Origin of the sequence: Burkholderia cepacia, assembly GCF_029962485.1 — a bacterium.
GTDB lineage: Bacteria > Pseudomonadota > Gammaproteobacteria > Burkholderiales > Burkholderiaceae > Burkholderia.
On sequence record NZ_CP073638.1, the window covers coordinates 3,144,018 to 3,163,609 of the forward strand.

The window sequence follows — 19,592 nt, forward strand, 5'->3', positions numbered from 1 at the left end:
GACTTAACGGCAGCCTTGCTTCTCGGCCCATTGCTCCTGGGCGGCGACGCGGCGTTGCACGCGTTCGACGAGGCCGGTCGAGAAGGTCCGCATGCTGACGCCGCGGCGCTTTGCGAGGATCGTCTGCGCGACGTCGGTGCGCGGGTTCGGCTGGCACGCCCAGTAGAGCGTCATCAGCCAGCCGATGCCGGTCCACGCGAACAGGGCGTTGAACATCGCGATCGTCAGCTTGTCTTGTCGGCCGCGCCTGTCGGCAATGACGGCCGGCAGAAAATAGATCGCGATCGCGGCAACTGAACCGGCCACTTGAATCAGGACTTCATCATGCATGGTGCTGCTCCGTCCGAACTGCAATGGGGCTGATTGTCGCGCTTTTTCCGTTCGTGTGCCGGCAATTGATTGTTGCGCTTTTAATGACGATCAGCCGGCTTCGGCGTCCATCGGCTGCGCTTCGTTGCTCAACGCGAAACCTTCGTCGCGCCAGCCCGTCACGCCGCCGATCATCAGCTTGACCGGCCGGCCGAGGCGCGCCAGCCGGATCGCCGCGCGCGCGGCGCCGTTGCAGTGCGGGCCCGCGCAGTAGACGACGAACAGCGTGTCGGCCGGATAGCCGGCGAGCTTGCTCTCGATGATCTTGCGGCGCGGCAGGTTGTGTGCGCCGGGCACGTGGCCGGCGGCGAACTGGTCGGGGCCGCGCACGTCGAGCAGCACGAAGTCGGGCGCGCCTGACGCGAACGCGTCGTGCACGTCCCAGCAATCGGTCTCGAATCGCAGCGATGCCTCGAAATGCGCGAGGGCGGCGGGGCTGTCGGCGGCGGGCACGTCGGTGACGTAGGACATGGGCAGGTTCTCCGGGTCGAAGGGGCGCGAAACGCGCCGGGATGAAGGGCAGTATCGCGGTTCGGCCCGTTTTGCGGCAGTGGCGCGATCGACAAGTTCCGGTAACATCGCGCCATGCACAATCATCTCGTCGTCGCGCTCGCCTACGATCGCCTCTGCACGTTCGAATTCGGCTGCGTGGTCGAACTATTCGCGCTCGAGCGCCCGGAACTCGGCGTCGACTGGTATCGCTTCGCGGTATGCGCCAGCGAGCCGGGGCCCGTGCGCGCGGCGGGCGGCATCACGGTCGCCGCGCCGTATCGGCTCGCGACGCTCGATCGCGCGGATACCATCGTGATTCCCGGCTGGCGCGATCCGGACGAGCTGCCGCCCGAGCCGTTGCTGAAGAAGCTGCGGGCCGCGCATCGACGCGGCGCGCGGCTCTGCTCGATCTGTTCGGGCGTGTTCGTGCTCGCGGCGGCCGGCGTGCTCGACGGGCTCACGGTGACGACCCACTGGCGTTATGCGGAACGCCTGCAGGCGCGCTATCCGGCGCTGCGTGTGAATCCCGATGCGCTGTACGTCGACGAAGGGCAGATCGTCACGTCGGCCGGTTCGGCGGCGGGGCTCGACATGCTGCTGCATCTGGTGCGCCGCGATCACGGCGGCGCGATCGCGAACCGTGTCGCCCAGCGCCTCGTGCTGCCGCCGCACCGCGATGGCGGGCAGGCGCAGTTCGTGCCGCGCCCGGTCGCGCCGGGCGGCACCGACCGGCTTGCGAAGCTGATCGACTGGATGCGCGCCCATGCAGCCGAGCCGCACACGCTGGCGTCGCTCGCCGCGCAGGCCGCGATGAGCACGCGCACGCTGCAGCGTCAGTTCGCGGATGCGACGGGGATGTCGCCGCTCACGTGGCTGATCCGCGAGCGCGTGAACGTCGCGAAGGACATGCTCGAGGCGCAGCCCGCGTTGTCGCTCGCGCAGGTCGCGGCGCGCGCGGGGTTCGGCTCGGAGGAATCGTTGCGCCGCCATTTCCGGCGTATCGCGGCGACCAGCCCGGCCGCGTACCGGCGCGGGATGGATCGCGGCGGAAGCTAGCGCGCGCCGGACGGAGCGGTTCGTGCGCGACGACGACAAGAACAAGAACGACCAACGTGGCGATGGCCACGCATTCCGGACAAGGATTCCGATGACGACACTGCCTTCCCGTTTGCCGCTGATCCAGGCCCCGATGGTGGGCTCGCTGAGCCCGCTCGCGATCGCCGTGTGCGAAGCCGGCGGCCTCGGCTCGCTCGCGTGCGCTGCGCTCGGCCCGCAGCAGTTGCGCGACGAGATCGCGGCGATCCGCGCGCGCACGTCCGCACCGTTCAACGTGAACTTCTTCTGCCACACGCCGCCCGCGCCCGACGCCGAGGTCGATGCGCGCTGGCGCGCGGCACTCGCCGGCTACTACGCGGAAGCCGGGCTCGATCCGGCCGGCGTGAAGGGCGGCCCCGGCCGCGCGCCGTTCGACGACGCGATGTGCGCGGTTGTCGAGGAGTTGCGGCCGGCTGTCGTGAGTTTTCATTTCGGGTTGCCGGACGATACGTTGCTCGAGCGTGTGCGATGCACGGGCGCGTTGGTTGTTTCGTCCGCGACGACCGTCGAGGAAGCGCGCTGGCTCGATGCGCGTGGCGTCGACGCGATCGTCGCGCAGGGTGCGGAGGCCGGCGGCCATCGCGGGATGTTCCTGACCGACGACATCCATGCGCAACCGGGCCTGTTCGCGTTGCTGCCGCAGATCGTCGACGCGGTGCACGCGCCGGTGATCGCGGCCGGTGCGATCGCCGACGGGCGCGGCATCGCGGCCGCGTTCGCGCTCGGCGCACGCGCGGTGCAGATCGGCACCGCTTACCTGCTGACGCCGCAGGCCGGCCGCTCGGCCCAGCATCGCGCGGCGGTGCGTGCCGCACGCGACGACGGCACGCGCATGACCAACCTGTACACGGGCCGCCCCGCGCGCGGGCTGCTGACGCGCTTCATGCGCGAGCAGGGGCCGATGAGCGCGCTCGCGCCGGCGTTTCCGCTCGCGACGGCCGCGGTCGATCCGCTGCGCGGCGCGTTCGAGCGGCAGGGCCGCGACGATTTCTCGCTGCTATGGTCGGGCGAGGCCGCGGCGCTCGCACGCGAAGAGGATGCCGGTGCACTGACGCGTCGCCTGTGGGACGACGCGCTGGCCTGCGCGGCAGGGCTGAGCGACGCGTTCCCGAAGGTCGTCTGAACGGCCAGGAGGGGGCGCCGGCGGGGGAGCATCGGCGTATGATCTGGGTTTTCGTCAGCCCGATCCAGGCACCCCCACCATGACTTCCGTCGACACTACCCCCGTCCTCGACCATGACAAGCTCGTTACCTTCATCGAGCGCAAGTGGAACGATGAAATCCTCCACGCCCTGACCGACTACATCGCGATTCCCGCGAAGAGCCCCGCATTCGACCCCGACTGGGAAAAGCGCGGCTATCTCGAGCGCGTCGTCACCGACGCCGCGCAGTGGGCCGAGCGACAGCCCGTGAAGGGTCTGAAGCTCGAGATCGTGCGCCTGCCGGGCCGTACGCCGGTGATCTTCTTCGAGTCGCCCGCCACACGCTCGGGCAGCACCGACACGATCCTGCTGTACGGCCACCTCGACAAGCAACCCGAATTCGACGGCTGGCGCGCGGATCTCGGCCCCTGGACGCCGAAGTTCGAGAACGGCAAGCTGTACGGCCGCGGCGGCGCGGACGACGGCTATGCGATCTACGCGAGCCTCGCGGCGCTCGGCGCGCTCGACGAGCAGGGCATCGAGCGGCCGCGCTGCGTCGGCCTGATCGAGACCTGCGAAGAGTCGGGCAGCTACGACCTGCTGCCGTACGTCGATGCATTGCGCGACCGGCTCGGCCAGGTGTCGCTCGTCGTGTGTCTCGATTCGGGCGCCGGCAACTACGACCAGATGTGGCTCACCACGTCGCTGCGCGGCCTCGTGTCCGGCGACCTGCAAGTCGAGGTGCTGGAAGAAGGCATCCACTCGGGTGTCTACGGCGGCATCGCGCCGTCGAGCTTCCGCGTGATGCGCCAGTTGTTCGAACGCCTCGAGGATGCGAAGAACGGCAACCTGCTGCCGGGCGTGTTCCATTGCGAGATTCCGTCGAGCCGCGTGCGCGAAGCCGAGGCGGCCGCCTCGATTCTCGGCGACATGGTGTGGAAGGGGCTGCCATGGGCGTGCGGCGCGGACGGCAAGCCCGTGCTGCCGACCACGACCGATCCGCGCGAGGCACTGCTGAATTCGACGTGGCGTCCGTCGCTGTCGGTCACGGGCGCGGCCGGCATGCCGGCACTCGCCGATGCCGGCAACGTGCTGCGTCCGCGCACCGCGTTCAAGTTGTCGCTGCGGCTGCCGCCGCTCGTCGACGCCGCGCAGGCCGTACAGCAACTGAAAGAGCTGCTCGAACTCGATCCGCCGTACAACGCGAAGGTCACGTTCAAGCCGGACGCGGGCGCCGCGACGGGCTGGAGCGCACCGGATCTCGCGCCGTGGCTCGCGTCGTCGCTCGACGCTGCCTCGCGCCGCCACTTCGGCGCCGACTGCGCATACATGGGCCTGGGCGGCACGATCCCGCTGATGAACGTGCTGCAGGAAGGCTTCCCGTCCGCGCAGTTCATGGTGTGCGGCGTGCTCGGGCCGAAGTCGAACGCGCACGGCCCGAACGAGTTCCTGCACGTGCCATATGCGAAGAAACTGACCGCGGCCGTTGCCGACGTGATCGCAACCGCGCGCTGATCGTCGCTGCGCCTGAAGTCCCGATTGCCCGACCCGATCCGACCTGATGGAGTGTTGCCGATGACCGCACTGCCGACGCCCGATACCGAACCGCTGCGCATGCGCGCCGAACCGCTGCATGCATTCGTCGCGGCACTCTGGGAACGGGCCGGCAGCAGCGAGCGCGAGGCACGGCTCGTCGCCGATCATCTGGTCGGCGCGAATCTCGCGGGCCACGATTCGCACGGGATCGGGATGATCCCGAACTACGTCGCGTCGTGGCGGGAAGGGCAATTGCAATTGAACGGGCACGCGTCGATCGTCCGCGACGGTGGCGCGGTGCTGACGATCGACGGCGGGCGCGGCTTCGGCCAGGTGATCGCGTTCGAGGCGATGGTCGAAGGGATCGAGCGCGCGCGGCGCATGGGGATCTGCGCGATCGGGCTGCGCGATGTCCACCACCTCGGCCGTATCGGGCACTGGGCCGAGCAGTGCGCGCGCTCGGGGCTCGTGTCGTTCCATTTCGTCAACGTGCCGGGCGACCTGCTGGTCGCGCCGCTGCACGGCACCGATCCGCGCTTCGGCACGAATCCGTTCTGCGCGGCCTACCCGCGGGCGGGCAAGCCGCCGCTGCTGCTCGATTTCGCGACGAGCGCGATCGCGTACGGCAAGACGCGGGTTGCCTACAACCAGGGCAAGCGCGTACCGGCCGGGTCGCTGATCGACCATCGCGGCCAGCCTACCGACGATCCGGCCGTGATGCACGAGCAGCCGTTCGGCGCACTGCTGCCGTTCGGGCTGCACAAGGGGTATGCGCTCGCGGCGATGTGCGAGATCTTCGGCGGCGCGCTGGTCGGCGGGCATACGACGTACGGCGACACGCTGCAGAAGACGAGTGCGATCGTCAACGGGATGCTGTCGGTGCTGATCGACCCGAACGCGTTCGACGCGGCCGACGCCGAGCGCGAGGCCGATGCGTTCGTCGCATGGGCCAAGGCGTCGCCGCAGGCCGGCGATGCGCCGGTGCAGGTGCCCGGCGAGCCGGAGGACGCGAGCCGCGCCGCACGCGGGGCCGCCGGCATTCCGGTCGACCGCGCGACGTGGCGGCAGATTCGCGAGAGTGCGACGGCTGTCGGTTTCGACGTCGTCGAACTCGATGCATGGACGCAGCGCTGCGAGGCGGCTGCATGAGCTGGCAGTCGGAGAAGGCGCACGGCGAGGAGATCGCGTACCAGCTTGCTCCGCTCGGCGTGGTCGGGGTCGCGCGGTTCTTCAGCGGGGCGGCGCTGCGGCTCGATGGCGTGATGTTCGGCTTCATGTCGCGCGGGTCGCTGTTCCTGCGTGTCGACGACGTGAATCGTCCGGCATTCGTCGCGGCGGGCATGGGGCCGTTCTCGTATGCAAGGCCGACGCGTACCGTTGCGCTCGAGGGCTACTACGAAACGCCGGCCGACGTGCTCGAGGATGCGGGCGCGCTGTTCGACTGGTGCCGCAGCGCGTATCGCGCGGCGCTGCTGGCGGGGCCGCCGAAGCGCAAGGCGAGGTCCGCCCCCAAGCCGGTGTCGACGACGGGATCCGCGGCGGCGCCGAAATCCGCATCGAAGCGTTCGGTGAAACCGGCGCCGAAGACGGCATCCGGGGCGGCAGCGAAAGCCACGCCGAAGTCTGCGCCTAAACCGGCGCCGAAGCCGGCGCCGAAGCCGAAAGCGATAGCGGTATCGAAACCTTCGCCGAAACCGGCTTCGAAACTCCCGGCCAAGCGCAAACCGGCATAGCGCCGGTCTTGCGAGGCGATCGCCTCGCGACGTTCCCTTTCCTTTCTTTCAGGCGCGCCCATCGGCGCGCGACGGGTGCGCGAAAGCGCCAGGCTTGATGCACCGCACATCCTGCGTGCTTCACAACGGCAGCCTTGGCGTTTATGATCGGCGCGGGTTGCGCCCGTGCCTGGCGCGGCCCGCGCCGGCCTCGCCGCCGGCTCCGTGAACGGCGCATCGTACGCCGCGCGGGACGTTCCCCCACTCATCATTCCAGACGGAGACAGTCGATGCTCGTCCTGATTCTCGGTTTAGCGATCTTCCTCGGTGTGCACTCGATCCGGATCGTCGCCGACGGCTGGCGCTCCGCGACGATCGAGCGGATCGGCGAGAAGGGCTGGAAGGGTGGTTATTCGATCGCGTCGATCGTCGGCTTCGTGCTGATCATCTGGGGGTACGGGATCGCCCGCGCGGGCGCGACGCTGCTGTGGGTGTCGCCGGTCGGCGTGCGCCACCTGACGGGCATGCTGACTGCGGTCGCGTTCGTGCTGATCGCCGCGTCGTACGTGCCGCGCAACCGGATCAAGACGCTCGTCGGACATCCGATGCTGGCCGGCGTGATGGTCTGGTCGGTTGCGCACCTGCTCGTGAACGGCACCGTGCATGCGGTCGTGCTGTTCGGCGCGTTCTTCGTGTGGTCGATCGTCGATTTCGTCGTGTCGCGTGCGCGCGACCGCCGCGACGGTGTCCGCTATCCGGCCGGCGGGCTGTCGGGCGACGTCGTCGCCGTGCTGGGCGGACTCGTCGTCTGGGCCGTGTTCGCGCTGTTCCTGCATGGCCTGCTGATCGGCGTGCGGCCGTTCGGCTGAACGCGCACGCCGAGTAGCTGGCCGCCGCTCAACGCACCTTCGCGCCGGACGCCTGCCCGAACGACGGTTGCCTGCGCCGCAGGAAGTACGCCGCGACGATCGCGAGCGCCGTCGACACCGTGAACCAGAACTGGAAGCGCGAATCCGGGTTGAATGCCTGCGACCCGAGCACGGCGACGAGCGCCAGCAGCGCGACCCAGTTGGATACCGGATAGAACCACGCGCGGAATGCCGTCGGGTCAGGTTGCTCGTGCTTCATCTGCCGGCGCATCGCGAAGTGCGCGGCGATGATGAAGATCCACACGATCATCACGAACGCGCCGCTGCTCTTCGCGAGCATCAGGAACAGGTCGCCGCCGCTCACGAAGTGTACGCCGAGGATCGACACGCAGATCGCGAGGCACAGCACGAGCGCGTTCATCGGCACGCCCTTCGCGTTGGTGCGGCCGAACATCGCCGGCGCGTGACCGCGCTGGCTGAGCGAGAACAGCATGCGCGAGTTCGAGAACAGGAACGAGTTCATCACCGACATGAACGACACGAACAGCACGATCTTCATCGCAACGGCCGCCCCCGTGAAGCCGGCCATGCTGAACAGCGACACGTACGGCGATTTCAGGTTGGCCTTGTCGGTCCACGGCATGCACAGGATCAGGATCGACACCGAGCCGACGTAGAACACCATCACGCGCACGATCACGCTCTTGATCGCGCGGATCACGTTCTTGCTCGGGTTCTCCGATTCGCCCGCGGCCACGGCCGCGATTTCGCTACCGCCGAGCGAGAAGATCACGACCATCACGCCGGCGAGCACGGGCGAGATGCCGTTCGGCATGAAGCCGCCGTGATCCGTCAGGTTCACGAGTCCTGGTGCGGGAATGCGCGGCTGGAAGCCGAGCAGGATCGACGCGCCGAGTGCCATGAACACGATGATCGTCGCGACCTTCGCGAACGACAGCCAGTATTCGGCTTCACCGAACGAGCGCACCGAGTACGCGTTGCTCGCGATCAGCGTGACGAGCATGAACAGCGCACCGCCCCAGATCGGCAGCCATGGCAGGAAATCGTGGAGGATCGCGCCGAGCAGGATCGCCTCGACGGTGATCGTCATCATCGACTTGAACCAGTACAGCCAGCCGACCGCGAAGCCGGCCCATTCGCCGAGATAGCTGCTCGCATACGTGGAGAACGATCCGCTGTCGGGATTGCGCGACGCCATTTCGCCGAGCATGAACATGACCAGCGTGACGATCACGCCGCCGATCAGGTACGACAGAATGGCCGCGGGGCCGGCGGTCGCGATGATGGCGCCGGAGCCGACGAACAGGCCCGCGCCGATCACGCCGCCAAGCGCGATCATCGTGATGTGCCGTTGCTTGAGGCTTTGCCTCAAAGAATTGTCCTGCATCTCCTACCTCTAGTTATTGTTGGCCGGGAACGCATCGCGCGGTGCGGCGGCAACGTTGTGCCGCCGCGGGGGCGCCGATGTCGGGGGAGCGTGTGTGACGCGATGTGCCGGGCCGCCGGCGGTGAATCGGAATGACGGCCACGGTGTGCCGGTCGGTGCCCGCGAGAGGGCGATGACGATGGCAGCCCCCGATTGTGGGCGGACACCGCCGCGACGGCAAACGAGATATGCGAAAGACGTCTTGCGGTTTGCTCATCAATTGCCGGATCGTCCATGCCCGCGTCGACATGAACTACATGGACGCGCGGCGATGGGCGCGGCGGCGGTCTCTCTATATCGTTGTTTCCACGCGGTGACGTCGGCAGGTTCGACGGTGGCCGCGTCGACGACAACGCTTCCATGGAGACACGAATGACGCCTACCCAGGTCGTGCCGCTGACGCGGTCACGCGCGCCGGTTCCACCCCGCCATTGCACGTTCGACGTGCGCGATTGGGAAATCCTGAGCCGCTACTGGCATCCGGTCGCATTCGCGAGCGACGTGACCGACCGTCCGCTCGCCGTGACGCTGCTCGACGAGCGCGTCGTGCTGTTTCGCTCCGGCGGCGCGATCGTCGCCGCGCGCGACGTGTGTCCGCACCGCGGCGCGCCGCTGAGCCGCGGCTGGGTGGTCGACGACCGGCTCGTGTGCCCGTATCACGGCCTCGAATACGCGGCAGACGGCCAATGCGTGCGCATTCCGTCGCAGCCCGACGGCCCGATTCCGGAGCGCCTGTGCCTGACGACCTATGCGGCGCAGCAGGCATACGGGCTCGTGTGGGTGTCGCTGGGCGGCGGCGAACTGCCGCTGCCGGATTTCCCCGCGTGGGACACGGAGGGCTTCCAGCAGATCCTGCCGCCGTCGATCGATATCCGCGCGTCGGCCGGCCGGCAGACCGAAGGCTTCATCGATGTCGCGCACTTCGCATGGATTCATCACGAGAGCTTTGCCGACCGCCGCAATCCCGTCGTGCCGCAGTACTCGGTGGAGCGGCGCGACAACGGTCTGCATGCGGAATACGTCAGCACGGTCAGCAATTTTCCGAAGTCGATGCAGCATCGTGCGCCCGAGGGTTTTCTGTGGCGACGCGTATTCGAGGTCGACGTGCCGTTTTTCGCGCGCCTCACCGTGCATTTTCCGGAAGGCGGCCGGCTTGCGATCCTGAACGCGGCCAGCCCCGTTTCGGCGCGCCTCACGCGCCTGTTCGTGCCGATCGCGCGCAACTTCGATCACGATCTGCCGCTCGATGACGTCTATGCGTTCAATCGCCAGGTCTTCGAGGAGGATCGCGAGATCGTCGAGCAGCAGTGCCCGGAAGATCTGCCGATCGATCGCGCACACGAAGCGCCGATCCTCGCCGATCGTTCGTCGGGCGCGTATCGGCGCGCGCTCGGCGAGATCGGGCTTGGCCAGGCTTATGCGCGCTGAGCCGCGCACGGGAGAGACGATGAAGATCTGGGAATGCGTGATCTGCGGGTTTCGATACGACGAGGCCGAAGGCCTGCCGCAGCACGGGATCGCGCCCGGCACACGCTGGGAAGACGTGCCGGACGACTGGATGTGCCCGGACTGCGCAACCGGCAAGCACGATTTCGACATGCAGGTGGTGCCGGCATGAATGCAAACGCAACCTCGGTGAACGGGGGCGATCCGGTCGTGATCGTCGGCACGGGCCTCGCTGGCTATACGGTCGCGCGCGAGTGGCGCAAGCTCGACGGCGACACGGCGCTGGTGATGATCAGTCGCGACGACGGCAGTTTCTATTCGAAGCCGGCGCTGTCGAACGCGCTCGCGCAGCGCAAGACACCCGAGCAGCTGGCGATGTCCGACGCGCAGGCGATGGCGGACCAGTTGCGCGCCACCATCCGGACGCACTGCGCGGTGACGCGGATCGATTCGGCGAAGCACGAGATCGTGCTCGACGACGGCGGTGTGCAGCGTTATCGCGCGCTCGTTCTGGCGACCGGTGCGGACGCGCGGCGTGTGCGTTGCGAAGGCGACGGCGTGGCCGATGTCCTGTCGATCAACGACCTGGCCGACTACGCACGTTTTCACGGCGGCCTGCGCGACTGCCGCTCGGTCGCGATGCTCGGCGCGGGGCTCATCGGTTGCGAGTTCGCGAACGACATGATCGCGGCGGGGCTGACGGTCACCGTGATCGACCCCGCCGACACGCCGCTGTCGCGTCTGCTGCCGGCAGAGGCCGGGCGCGTGTTCGGACAGGCGCTGCGCGACGCGGGCGTGCACCTGCGGCTCGGCACGGGCGTGCAGTCGATTGCCCGTCTGGCGCGCGGCTACCGGCTCGCGCTGACGGACGGCGGGCACGTCGAGGCCGACCTCGTGATATCGGCGATTGGACTCGCGCCGAGGATCGCGCTGGCGCAGGATGCGGGGCTCGACGTCGCGGACGGGATCGTGACCGACGCGTGGTGCCGTACCAGCGCACCGGACATTTTCGCGCTCGGCGACTGTGCCGCGATCGACGGGCGTGTCCGGCCCTATGTGCTGCCGATCATGCACGCGGCCCGTGCGCTCGCGCAATGCCTGCACGGCACGCCGACCCGCGTCGCATTTCCGGTGATGCCGATCGTCGTCAAGACGCCGGCAATTCCTGCGGTGGTCGTCGCAGCGGATGGCGGCGGACGCTGGACCACGGAGGTCGGGATTGGCGATGTGCCGCACGCGACACGGGCACGCTGCACGGATCCCGACTCCGGGCGTCTCACGGGCTTCGCGCTGCTCGCGGCGGCAACGGCGGAAAAAGCCGCGCTGCTGAAGACGATGGCCGGCGACGCGGCGAATTAGCCCGCGCGTCGCGCCGATCCTGACAGGGCGCTTCTCCAGGTGCGCCTTCGACAGGCAGCCCCTCGCTGACCGACCCCTGTCGCGGACGCGGCCCGCACGATGTTGCGCGGATCCGTTCGTTCTTCGCCGCGAGCGCTTGCTCGCGGCGTTTTTGTCTTTCAATGCGGATGGCGTGCGCTTTCGGGCACCAGCTTTTTCGCGACGCCGGACACGAGGCGCCGCAACCAGACGGCGGCGGCGCTACGATGCGTGCGGTCGTGCCAGAGCTGGTAGTAGGTCAACGCCTGCGGCGCGCACGGAATCGGTTCGATGCGCAGCGGCAGCAGGCTGCAGAAGTGCATCGCGAGCGTGCGCGTCGTCGTGAACAGCAGGTTCGAGCGCATCAGCACATAGGGCGCCATGCCGAAATAGGGCATTGTCGTCGTGACGTTTCTCGACAGGCCGCCGCGCGCGAGTTCGCGGTCGATGGTGCCGAGCCCGGTCGCATGGTGGGTGGTCACGCCGAGGTGGTCGGCTTCACGGTAGACGTCCGCGGTGAGGCGGCCGCACCCGATCGGGTGATCGTCTCGCAATACGCACACGAGATCGTCGCGGCACAGCGGCTGCAGATGCAGCTGCTGCGGTGGCGTGCTCCAGTTGCCGACCGCCAGGTCGAGCGTGCCGCTTTCGAGCGCGTGTTCGTATCCGCCATCGACGGTCATCAGGTGCTGGAACTCGATGCGCGCGCCCGGCGCCTCGTGCTTGAACGCATCGACGATCGCGGGCAGGAAGAACACGTCGAGATAGTCGGGGGAGCCAATGCGGAACGTGCGGTGTGTCGTGGCAGGATCGAACGTGCTCGCGGGATTCAGCACGGCCGCGATGCCGGCGAGCGCCTGGTCGAGCGGCTCGACGAGCGTCAGCGCATGACTGGTCGGCACCATCCGGCTGCCGCTGCGCACCAGCAGCGGGTCACCGGTGATCGCGCGCAGCCGTCGCAATGCGACGCTGATGGTCGGTTGCGATTGCCCGAGCAGGACAGCGGTTCGCGAGACGCTCGATTCGGTGATGAGCGTATGAAGAATCTTCAGGAGATGTGCGTCGATGACGTATCGGGACATGCCGGCTGCCGTGGGGATATCGTTCACCGATGTATATGTAGCGATATTTCGACCGTCAATCGAGCGAATCGCCGAGGCGGCCCTGGCGGCCCTTGCGCGGCGGACCTCATAACGGATCGGATATCGCGTCTATGTTCGCGACGCCATGGCAGCGGAGCGGTTGCCGGTGCGCCGGGGCCGGCGCCGGCGCGTTTGCGCGTCAGATCGGCTTGACGAACAACCCGATGGTCAGCACGACACCGATGCAGACGATCCCGATGCGAAGGATGCGTTCGTTCACGCGATGCAGCGCCCACGTGCCGAGCAGCCCGCCGACGATCGCGCCGCCGCCGAGTGCAAGCGCCGAGCGCCAGTGCAGGTGCGGCGACGTCAGGAACAGCACGACGGCCGATGCGTTCATCACGCCCGCGAGTGCGTTCTTCGTCGACATCGCGTGACGCGGCGACAAACCGGCCATCGTCAGCACGGCCATCATCAGGAAGCCGAGCCCGCCGCCGAAGTAGCCTCCGTAGATCGCGATCATGAACTGCGAGATCGCGGCGGGGACGGTGCCGAGATGCGCCGCGCCTTCGCGCTGCTTGCGGAAGAAGCTGCCCCATGCGAACACGATCGTCGCGAACAGCACGAGCCACGGTACGAGGCGCGAGAAGATCGACGAAGGTGTTTTCAGCAACAGCAACCCGCCGAGCGCACCGCCGATCACGCTGATGACGAACAGCGCGCGAAACGACAGCTTGCCCGCGCCGCGCACCATTTTCCGGCTCGCCCAGCCGGTCGTGACCTGCGCGGGAAACAGCGCGACCGTCGACGTGATGTTCGCCGCGAGCGGCGACATGCCCGACACGATCAGCGCGGGCAACGTGACGAACGAGCCGCCGCCGGCGAGGGTGTTCTGCAGTCCGGCCCAGAGACCGGCGAGGATGACGAGAGCGAGCATCGGTGCGCAACGAGAGAGGTGGCGGGCTCGCGTGCCGGATGCGGGCAGGCGCGGTGGACGCCCGATGGTAATGCAGGATCGCGTTCTGCGCTGAACCGTGGTGCAAGAGCGGCCCGGCGCGGGGGGAAGCGGTGCGCGTGACGGTCGCCCGGGAAAACGCCCCGATTTAACGCTTCATTACGATAGGCTTAACGGAATGGTGCTAAATTCCCCGTCGATATCTCGAAAATAGGAAGGGCAGACAGATGCTGAAGAAACTGGGTGTGATGGTGGTGATGGCCGGCGCAACGGCGGTGGTGTCGTTGCCTGCCGTGGCAGGCGACACGAATAACGCACTGGGCGGTGCATTGGGCGGCGTCGCGGGTGCGGCGGTCGGCAATGCGATCGGCGGCAGCACGGGCACGGTCATCGGCGGTGCGGTAGGCGGCGGCGCAGGCGGTGCGGTCACGTCGAACAAGCGCGAGCGCACGGGTGCCGTTGTCGGCGGCGCACTGGGCGGCGGCGCGGGCGCCGCAGCGGGCAATGCGATGGGCGGTACGGCCGGCGGCCTCGTCGGCGCAGCCGTGGGTGGCGGCGCGGGCGCGGCGCTGGGCGGCCACGTGTCGCGCAACAACTCCCGTTCCAACGATCACTATCACGGCAACAAGCACAAGAAGAAGCGCAACAAGCACAACGACTGAGCGTCGGTTTCCCGGTGCGTGCCGATGGCGCCGGGTAACCAGCCGAGTATGAGCGGTGCTGGCGGTGCTGGCGGTGCTGGCGGTGGTCCGGCGGTCGATCCGTCTTTCCGCCTCCGTTGCGCTGCGAATCGCAAACGCGAATTCGGTGACCACGCTCGGTCAGCGCGCTGCGCCGAAGCTGCTGACCCTGCCCCAGGTCGAGTTCAACGATTTCGAAGCCGTCCTCAAGCGCTCGTTCAAACAGATGCACGAGAACGCAGGTGCGTTGGTCAAGGCGCACATGGAGAGTCACGGCGGCTCGGACTCAGAGTGGTGGATTGGCGATGGTCAGCGTTTCGTCAAGAACGACAACTGCCCGTTCTGCGGCCAATCGACGAAAGGCCTGGACATCATCCGGCCTGATCCCTGCGCCGATTGGGGGTTCGCTCTGAATTGGGCGGCCGGCGCATCGCCCGTCGCTCATCATCTTCGCTGCGCGCGCGGCGGCGGCGCCGTATCTTCGTACAAATAGTCGCGCCAGTCAGGCGCTCAGAGACGCGGATGTGAGATCCGTTTCCTTGCTGCTCACGCGTTAGACCGAACGGAAGAAGCCGGGTGCTACACGCGGCCGCACATGGGTTGTCTTGAATTCATTTTTAGATTTAAGACTTGTCCTATACCGTCGGCAGGCCGGCTCGCGCATACTGCCGTCTGCTGTATTTCGAAGACGACAGATGTCTCGCCAAGTGGTGTAGCGACCACGGAACTACCCTCGCTCGCTGAAAGCGCCGAGTACCGCTCCGGAGCGGTACTCGGCGGAGTTGCTCGTGCGGCCGAGCAAATGTCCGTCGATTTCCACGCCGTGCGATATACCGCGATCGTTGCAACGCGGGTGGCATCCGCGCCAACTGGGCAGGCTTGCTCGCAGTTGTATCTTTCGCCGCGTAACTGAAAGTCGAACAGGGCCAGGCCGTTTGCGGTTCCACTCGGCGGGATGTCGAGTCACCACTCACACTTTTGATTGCTGGTCACGGCAAGCCCGCTCGGAACGCTGCCGTCCGGCTTCGGCTTGGCCCCGCGCCCCGCCGGCACACACGATCGTGACCGTACCGATGGTGCGGCGCCACTCATGGCTCGAGAAGCGCTCGATCCCATCGACGATGTGCAGACGCCGGAATACCGAATGCAGCGCCGCGGTTTTGCCGCATGCGTCGGTGCACCTCCACGACAACACCGCCGTCTCGGGCGAGGTTCGCCACGAGACCGACCATTCAACATATCAACCGTGAATTAAATAATATGGACACCTTAATTGTAAATCTGATGCGATCTCGAACGTTGAAAGGAATGACCGTCGGGCTACTCCCGGCGTTGTTGGTCGCATGCGGGGGTGGTGGTGGGGACGGCGGCGACTCGACCGTAGCAACCGAAACTCCAGCGGTCCAGGAGCCCGCCCCGCCCGAAGGCGGCTCCGGCGAGCATGTCGCCGACGACACGTGGTACCGACAGTGCTACGCCGACGACACGTCAATGGTGGCGGCAGAAGGGCCGGAGCTGATCGCGTCCAATAATCAGCTGGTTGTGAAGATGCGCTCGCATGCGTCCGTCAGTGCTTCCGGGCATGACCGCGGGCTGCGCAACACGTCGATCGACGTCGACGTGCTGACGCGTGTCGTCGATCGAATCAATTCACGCGCTGACGCGAACGCATCGCGCGGGCTCCCGGTGCGGATCGGCATCAAGCGATTGATGTCCGGTGGCAGTGCAGTCCTGTTCACCACTGGCACGGAACAATCCGTGGCCCCCCTGGCCGCCGAGCTCATGCGCGAGCCTGAAGTCGATTATGCTGAACCGGATGTCCAGGTGCGCGCCAGTGCGCAACCGCTCGACCCTCGATTCGGCGACACCTGGTACCTGCACGACAGCGACGTTGCCATCCGCATGCACGGTGCGTGGGACGTGACGCAAGGCAGCAGGGACATTGTCACCGCGGTGCTCGACTCGGGCGTCACGCCCCATCCAGACCTGGCGGCGAACCTGCTGCCCGGATACAGCTTCGTCAGTAGCGCGCTCTCAGCCAACGGCGTACCGCGCGGGCCGGATGCCGGCGACCCGGGCGACTGGTTGACCGCGGAAGAAACGACGGCCGGCGGGCCGTTCCACGGAATGCCCGTGCAAAACAGCAGCTGGCACGGGACCCGCGTCGCGGGCATCATCGGCGCGGTCGCAAACAACGGGATCGGCATGGCAGGAGTCAGCTGGTACGGCGGGATCCTTCCGGTTCGCGTGCTCGGCAAGGGCGGCGGATCGACCAGCGACGTGGTCGACGGCATGCGCTGGTCCGCGGGCATACCTGTCGCCGGCGCGCCCGCGAATCCGCATCCCGCGCGGATCGTGAATCTCAGCCTCGGGTCGATCGGAAAGTGCAGCCGTGCGTTCCAGGATGCGGTCGACGATCTGACCGCGAAAGGCGTGACCGTCGTCGCGGCCGCAGGTAACCACGGAAGCAATGCGATCGACATGCCGGCCAACTGCCGTGGCGTGATTTCGGTCGGCGCGAGCGACGAAACCGGCCGGCGCGCGTTCGACAGCAATACGCATGCGCGCGTGACACTCAGCGCGCCGGGAGCGGGGATTCTTTCGCTGACCAATGACGGTACCCGTGCGCCGGGCACTGCCAGTTACGGCGTCGCACGCGGCACCAGTTTCGCGGCCCCGCAGGTGTCCGGCGTGGTGTCGCTCATGCTGTCAGCCAACCCGCGTCTGTCGCCGCGCGACATAGCGGACATTCTGAAGAACACGGCCCGCTTCTCCGCAATCGCGCAGACGACGCGCTCGTGCCGCGTCATTCCTTCCGGACGAGGCATCGTTGACGCCCGGGCGGCTGTCAACGCGGCGGCGCGCACACGAACGGGTAGCCCTTCATAAGCCGTTCCATCGTACCGGCGTCGCGTGGTGCATCCGAACCGTGCGATGTCGCCAACCTGCTCGCCCGGCCACGGGATTCCGATTTGCATAGGCGTGACGTGTCGTGCGCCCGATGCGGGTTTACTTTTTATATAGCGCGGTGGCAGTTGGTGTGCGCGTAAATTAATTATTTCGTCGATGCATGTTATGTGCTGAGTTTTGAACTTATCCGTTCTCTACGGTTGTTTTTTTATTAGTAAGACGAAACATGTGCCATGACTTAAAGACATACCGACCATGAAGAAAATTCGATTGTTCGCAAGAATTGGCTCGGGCTAAATCATGCGGCAGATGCTGGGCCGCGCATGTCGCGCGAGCCAGTCCGAAAGACAATAAAAGGAGGAGTCATGCGAAGCGCCACCGCGCCCCGTTCGAAATTGCCCGACGTCGGAACGACGATCTTCACGGTGATTGGCCAGCTGGCCGCTCAGCACGATGCGTTGAACCTGTCGCAGGGCGCGCCGAATTTCGCGCCCGATCCGGCGCTCGTCGAAGGCGTCGCGCGCGCGATGCGCGACGGCCACAACCAGTACGCGCCGATGGCCGGCGTGATGGCGCTGCGCGAACGGCTCGCCGAGAAGACGGAAGCGCTGTACGGCACGCGCTACGACCCGGCCACCGAGATCACGGTGATCGCGAGCGCGAGCGAAGGGCTGTACGCGGCGATCAGCGCACTCGTGCATCCGGGCGACGAGGTGATCTACTTCGAGCCGTCGTTCGACAGCTATGCGCCGATCGTGCGGTTGCAGGGCGCGACGCCGGTGGCGATCAAGCTGTCGCCCGAGCATTTCCGCGTGAACTGGGATGAAGTGGCGGCCGCCATCACGCCGCGCACACGGATGATCATCGTCAACTCGCCGCACAACCCGACCGCGACCGTGTTCTCGGCCGACGATCTCGAGCGGCTCGCGCAGCTCACGCGCGACACGGGCATCGTCGTGCTGTCCGACGAAGTCTACGAGCACGTCGTGTTCGACGGCGCGCAGCACCAGAGCGTCGCGCGCCATCGCGAGCTGGCCGAGCGCAGCGTGATCGTGTCGTCGTTCGGCAAGTCGTTCCACGTGACGGGCTGGCGGGTCGGCTATTGCCTCGCGCCGGCCGAACTGATGGACGAGATCCGCAAGGTGCACCAGTTCATGGTGTTTTCGGCCGATACGCCGATGCAGATCGCGTTCGCGGAGATCCTCGCGCGGCCGGACAGCTATCTCGGCCTGTCGGCGTTCTACCAGGCCAAGCGCGACCTGCTCGCGCGCGAGCTGGCCGATTCGCGTTTCGAGTTGCTGCCGAGCGAAGGCTCGTTCTTCATGCTCGCGCGCTTCCGGCACTTCTCGAACGAAAGTGACAGCGATTTCGTGCTGCGCCTGATCCGCGACGCGCGCGTCGCGACGATTCCGCTGTCGGCGTTCTATACCGACGGCACCGATGCCGGCGTGATCCGGCTCAGTTTTTCGAAGGACGACGCGACGCTGGTCGAAGGCGCGCGGCGGCTGCGTTCGCTGTAAGAAACCGGCGACGGGCACCCGGGGCGACGGGCATCCGGCGACGGGCGCGTCGCATCGACCAATCACAGGAGATCACGATGAAGCACACGGCTACCCTGAAACTCGCGTTTGCACTCGCATGCGCAATCGGCTCCGGCGCGGCGCTCGCCGACGCACAGACGCTGCGTTTCGGCCTCGAAGCGCAATACCCGCCGTTCGAATCGAAAGCGCCGAACGGCGACCTGCAGGGCTTCGACATCGACATCGGCAATGCCGTCTGCCAGACGGCGAAGCTGTCGTGCAAATGGGTCGAGACGTCGTTCGACGGACTGATTCCCGCGCTGAAGGGCCGCAAATTCGACGCGATCAACTCGGCGATGCATGTAACAGCAAAGCGCGTTGAAGCGATCGATTTCACAACGATCATTTATCAGACGCCATCCCGCTTGGTTGCTCGTTCGAACAGTGGGTTGGTGCCTACGATTCAATCGCTAAAGGGCAAGCAGATAGGCGTATTGCAGGGATCCATTCACGAAAATTACGCCCGAACCCGTTGGGAACCATTCGGAACTCGGGTCGTTCCGTATCAAGATCAAAATCAGATTTACGCAGACCTCATCACCGGCAGGTTGGATGCCACTTTTGCTGAGGAAATCACTGTTCAGAAGGGTTTTCTATCGAGGGCGGAAGGCCGTGGATTTGGTTTCTCTGGTGGGGCGATCGTCGACGATAGCATTATGGGGCCTGGCGTCGCATTTGGAATTAGAAAGGGCGATGAGGTTCTGAAGCTTCGTTTGAATGAGGCAATAAAAAATATAAAAAATAACGGGACCCTGGATCTGCTGGCTAAGAAATATTTTCCCGCTGGAGGGGTCGTAATTAAATAGGGATATTTCCTGCGGGAAGCGGGGTTGCGACAATCAAGGCGGTCCGCGGTGCTGCGATCGCCACATAAGTCAATTCATATTTAATCTGGATTAT

General features: G+C 66.5%; 19 protein-coding genes. 14 read left to right on the plus strand and 5 right to left on the minus strand.

Going from position 1 to position 19,592, the window contains the following annotated elements:
- Nucleotides 1–3: 3 nt before the first annotated feature.
- Together KEC55_RS30575 and KEC55_RS30580 are read right to left on the minus strand one after the other, a co-directional pair.
- Nucleotides 4–330 carry a superinfection immunity protein gene (locus tag KEC55_RS30575; protein WP_176050016.1) on the minus strand — a complete coding sequence of 109 codons (327 nt, stop codon included), beginning with the start codon at nt 328–330 and terminating at the stop codon, nt 4–6.
- A gap of 90 nt (nt 331–420) precedes the next feature.
- Nucleotides 421–840 carry a rhodanese-like domain-containing protein gene (locus tag KEC55_RS30580; protein ID WP_282508779.1) on the minus strand — a complete coding sequence of 140 codons (420 nt, stop codon included), beginning with the start codon at nt 838–840 and terminating at the stop codon, nt 421–423.
- A gap of 114 nt (nt 841–954) precedes the next feature.
- On the opposite strand from KEC55_RS30580, the gene ftrA reads away from it, so the two are divergent.
- The 6 genes from ftrA to KEC55_RS30610 all read left to right on the plus strand — a co-directional run bounded on the left by ftrA (nt 955) and on the right by KEC55_RS30610 (nt 7,215).
- Nucleotides 955–1,917 carry a transcriptional regulator FtrA gene (ftrA, locus tag KEC55_RS30585; protein WP_282508780.1) on the plus strand — a complete coding sequence of 321 codons (963 nt, stop codon included), beginning with the start codon at nt 955–957 and terminating at the stop codon, nt 1,915–1,917.
- A gap of 91 nt (nt 1,918–2,008) precedes the next feature.
- Entirely contained in the window at nt 2,009–3,079 is a 1,071-nt protein-coding gene (locus KEC55_RS30590; protein WP_282508781.1) for an NAD(P)H-dependent flavin oxidoreductase, read from the plus strand.
- A 79-nt stretch (nt 3,080–3,158) separates the two neighbouring features.
- A complete protein-coding gene (locus KEC55_RS30595) occupies nt 3,159–4,613 on the plus strand; it encodes a M20 family metallopeptidase (RefSeq protein WP_282508782.1) in 1,455 nt (484 codons plus the stop codon).
- 60 nt (nt 4,614–4,673) lie between these two features.
- Nucleotides 4,674–5,783 (plus strand): malate/lactate/ureidoglycolate dehydrogenase, encoded by a 1,110-nt coding sequence (locus KEC55_RS30600; protein ID WP_282508783.1) that lies wholly within the window; start codon nt 4,674–4,676, stop codon nt 5,781–5,783.
- Nucleotides 5,780–6,367 (plus strand): TfoX/Sxy family protein, encoded by a 588-nt coding sequence (locus KEC55_RS30605; protein ID WP_282508784.1) that lies wholly within the window; start codon nt 5,780–5,782, stop codon nt 6,365–6,367. Before KEC55_RS30600 ends, KEC55_RS30605 begins: the two co-directional genes overlap by 4 nt.
- Before the next feature lie 269 nt (nt 6,368–6,636).
- Nucleotides 6,637–7,215 carry an NnrU family protein gene (locus KEC55_RS30610; protein ID WP_282508785.1) on the plus strand — a complete coding sequence of 193 codons (579 nt, stop codon included), beginning with the start codon at nt 6,637–6,639 and terminating at the stop codon, nt 7,213–7,215.
- Between the two features lie 28 nt (nt 7,216–7,243).
- Here KEC55_RS30610 and KEC55_RS30615 read toward each other — a convergent pair whose 3' ends face one another.
- Nucleotides 7,244–8,623 carry an amino acid permease gene (locus tag KEC55_RS30615; protein WP_348995696.1) on the minus strand — a complete coding sequence of 460 codons (1,380 nt, stop codon included), beginning with the start codon at nt 8,621–8,623 and terminating at the stop codon, nt 7,244–7,246.
- Between the two features lie 411 nt (nt 8,624–9,034).
- Here KEC55_RS30615 and KEC55_RS30620 point away from each other — a divergent pair, with 411 nt between their 5' ends.
- From KEC55_RS30620 to KEC55_RS30630, 3 genes are read left to right on the plus strand one after another with little or no spacing between them, the layout of a single operon-like run.
- On the plus strand, nt 9,035–10,090 hold the full coding sequence (locus KEC55_RS30620) for an aromatic ring-hydroxylating oxygenase subunit alpha (RefSeq protein ID WP_282508787.1): 1,056 nt from the start codon (nt 9,035–9,037) through the stop codon (nt 10,088–10,090).
- A gap of 19 nt (nt 10,091–10,109) precedes the next feature.
- Nucleotides 10,110–10,280 (plus strand): rubredoxin, encoded by a 171-nt coding sequence (locus KEC55_RS30625; protein WP_059239601.1) that lies wholly within the window; start codon nt 10,110–10,112, stop codon nt 10,278–10,280.
- Nucleotides 10,277–11,467, plus strand: a complete 1,191-nt coding sequence (locus KEC55_RS30630) for an FAD-dependent oxidoreductase (protein ID WP_282508788.1) — start codon at nt 10,277–10,279, stop codon at nt 11,465–11,467. The genes KEC55_RS30625 and KEC55_RS30630 overlap by 4 nt, the downstream gene beginning before the upstream one ends.
- A gap of 158 nt (nt 11,468–11,625) precedes the next feature.
- Here the strand turns inward: KEC55_RS30630 and KEC55_RS30635 are convergent, their stop codons facing one another.
- Together KEC55_RS30635 and KEC55_RS30640 are read right to left on the minus strand one after the other, a co-directional pair.
- Entirely contained in the window at nt 11,626–12,567 is a 942-nt protein-coding gene (locus KEC55_RS30635) for a LysR family transcriptional regulator (RefSeq protein ID WP_282508789.1), read from the minus strand.
- Nucleotides 12,568–12,766: 199 nt separating this feature from the next.
- Entirely contained in the window at nt 12,767–13,504 is a 738-nt protein-coding gene (locus tag KEC55_RS30640; protein WP_282508790.1) for a sulfite exporter TauE/SafE family protein, read from the minus strand.
- A gap of 245 nt (nt 13,505–13,749) precedes the next feature.
- On the opposite strand from KEC55_RS30640, the gene KEC55_RS30645 reads away from it, so the two are divergent.
- The 5 genes from KEC55_RS30645 (at nt 13,750) to KEC55_RS30665 (ending at nt 19,498) form a co-directional block, all read left to right on the plus strand.
- Nucleotides 13,750–14,184: a hypothetical protein gene (locus KEC55_RS30645; RefSeq protein WP_282508791.1), complete on the plus strand. Its 435-nt coding sequence runs from the start codon at nt 13,750–13,752 to the stop codon at nt 14,182–14,184.
- A gap of 55 nt (nt 14,185–14,239) precedes the next feature.
- On the plus strand, nt 14,240–14,695 hold the full coding sequence (locus tag KEC55_RS30650) for a hypothetical protein (RefSeq protein ID WP_282508792.1): 456 nt from the start codon (nt 14,240–14,242) through the stop codon (nt 14,693–14,695).
- A 998-nt stretch (nt 14,696–15,693) separates the two neighbouring features.
- A complete protein-coding gene (locus KEC55_RS30655; RefSeq protein ID WP_282508793.1) occupies nt 15,694–17,091 on the plus strand; it encodes a S8 family peptidase in 1,398 nt (465 codons plus the stop codon).
- A gap of 386 nt (nt 17,092–17,477) precedes the next feature.
- On the plus strand, nt 17,478–18,632 hold the full coding sequence (locus KEC55_RS30660) for a pyridoxal phosphate-dependent aminotransferase (protein ID WP_282508794.1): 1,155 nt from the start codon (nt 17,478–17,480) through the stop codon (nt 18,630–18,632).
- Nucleotides 18,633–18,709: 77 nt separating this feature from the next.
- A complete protein-coding gene (locus KEC55_RS30665) occupies nt 18,710–19,498 on the plus strand; it encodes a transporter substrate-binding domain-containing protein (protein ID WP_282508795.1) in 789 nt (262 codons plus the stop codon).
- Nucleotides 19,499–19,592: the final 94 nt, after the last annotated feature.

Coding starts and splice junctions, on each gene's coding strand:
- KEC55_RS30595 (WP_282508782.1), top strand. CDS start 3,159: ATGACTTCCGTCGACACTACCCCCGTCCTCGACCATGACAAGCTCGTT.
- KEC55_RS30640 (WP_282508790.1), bottom strand. CDS start 13,504: ATGCTCGCTCTCGTCATCCTCGCCGGTCTCTGGGCCGGACTGCAGAAC.
- KEC55_RS30660 (WP_282508794.1), top strand. CDS start 17,478: ATGCGAAGCGCCACCGCGCCCCGTTCGAAATTGCCCGACGTCGGAACG.
- KEC55_RS30575 (WP_176050016.1), bottom strand. CDS start 330: ATGCATGATGAAGTCCTGATTCAAGTGGCCGGTTCAGTTGCCGCGATC.
- KEC55_RS30635 (WP_282508789.1), bottom strand. CDS start 12,567: ATGTCCCGATACGTCATCGACGCACATCTCCTGAAGATTCTTCATACG.
- KEC55_RS30580 (WP_282508779.1), bottom strand. CDS start 840: ATGTCCTACGTCACCGACGTGCCCGCCGCCGACAGCCCCGCCGCCCTC.
- KEC55_RS30645 (WP_282508791.1), top strand. CDS start 13,750: ATGCTGAAGAAACTGGGTGTGATGGTGGTGATGGCCGGCGCAACGGCG.
- KEC55_RS30625 (WP_059239601.1), top strand. CDS start 10,110: ATGAAGATCTGGGAATGCGTGATCTGCGGGTTTCGATACGACGAGGCC.
- KEC55_RS30615 (WP_348995696.1), bottom strand. CDS start 8,623: ATGCAGGACAATTCTTTGAGGCAAAGCCTCAAGCAACGGCACATCACG.
- KEC55_RS30655 (WP_282508793.1), top strand. CDS start 15,694: ATGGTGGCGGCAGAAGGGCCGGAGCTGATCGCGTCCAATAATCAGCTG.
- ftrA (WP_282508780.1), top strand. CDS start 955: ATGCACAATCATCTCGTCGTCGCGCTCGCCTACGATCGCCTCTGCACG.
- KEC55_RS30665 (WP_282508795.1), top strand. CDS start 18,710: ATGAAGCACACGGCTACCCTGAAACTCGCGTTTGCACTCGCATGCGCA.
- KEC55_RS30590 (WP_282508781.1), top strand. CDS start 2,009: ATGACGACACTGCCTTCCCGTTTGCCGCTGATCCAGGCCCCGATGGTG.
- KEC55_RS30600 (WP_282508783.1), top strand. CDS start 4,674: ATGACCGCACTGCCGACGCCCGATACCGAACCGCTGCGCATGCGCGCC.
- KEC55_RS30610 (WP_282508785.1), top strand. CDS start 6,637: ATGCTCGTCCTGATTCTCGGTTTAGCGATCTTCCTCGGTGTGCACTCG.
- KEC55_RS30630 (WP_282508788.1), top strand. CDS start 10,277: ATGAATGCAAACGCAACCTCGGTGAACGGGGGCGATCCGGTCGTGATC.
- KEC55_RS30620 (WP_282508787.1), top strand. CDS start 9,035: ATGACGCCTACCCAGGTCGTGCCGCTGACGCGGTCACGCGCGCCGGTT.
- KEC55_RS30605 (WP_282508784.1), top strand. CDS start 5,780: ATGAGCTGGCAGTCGGAGAAGGCGCACGGCGAGGAGATCGCGTACCAG.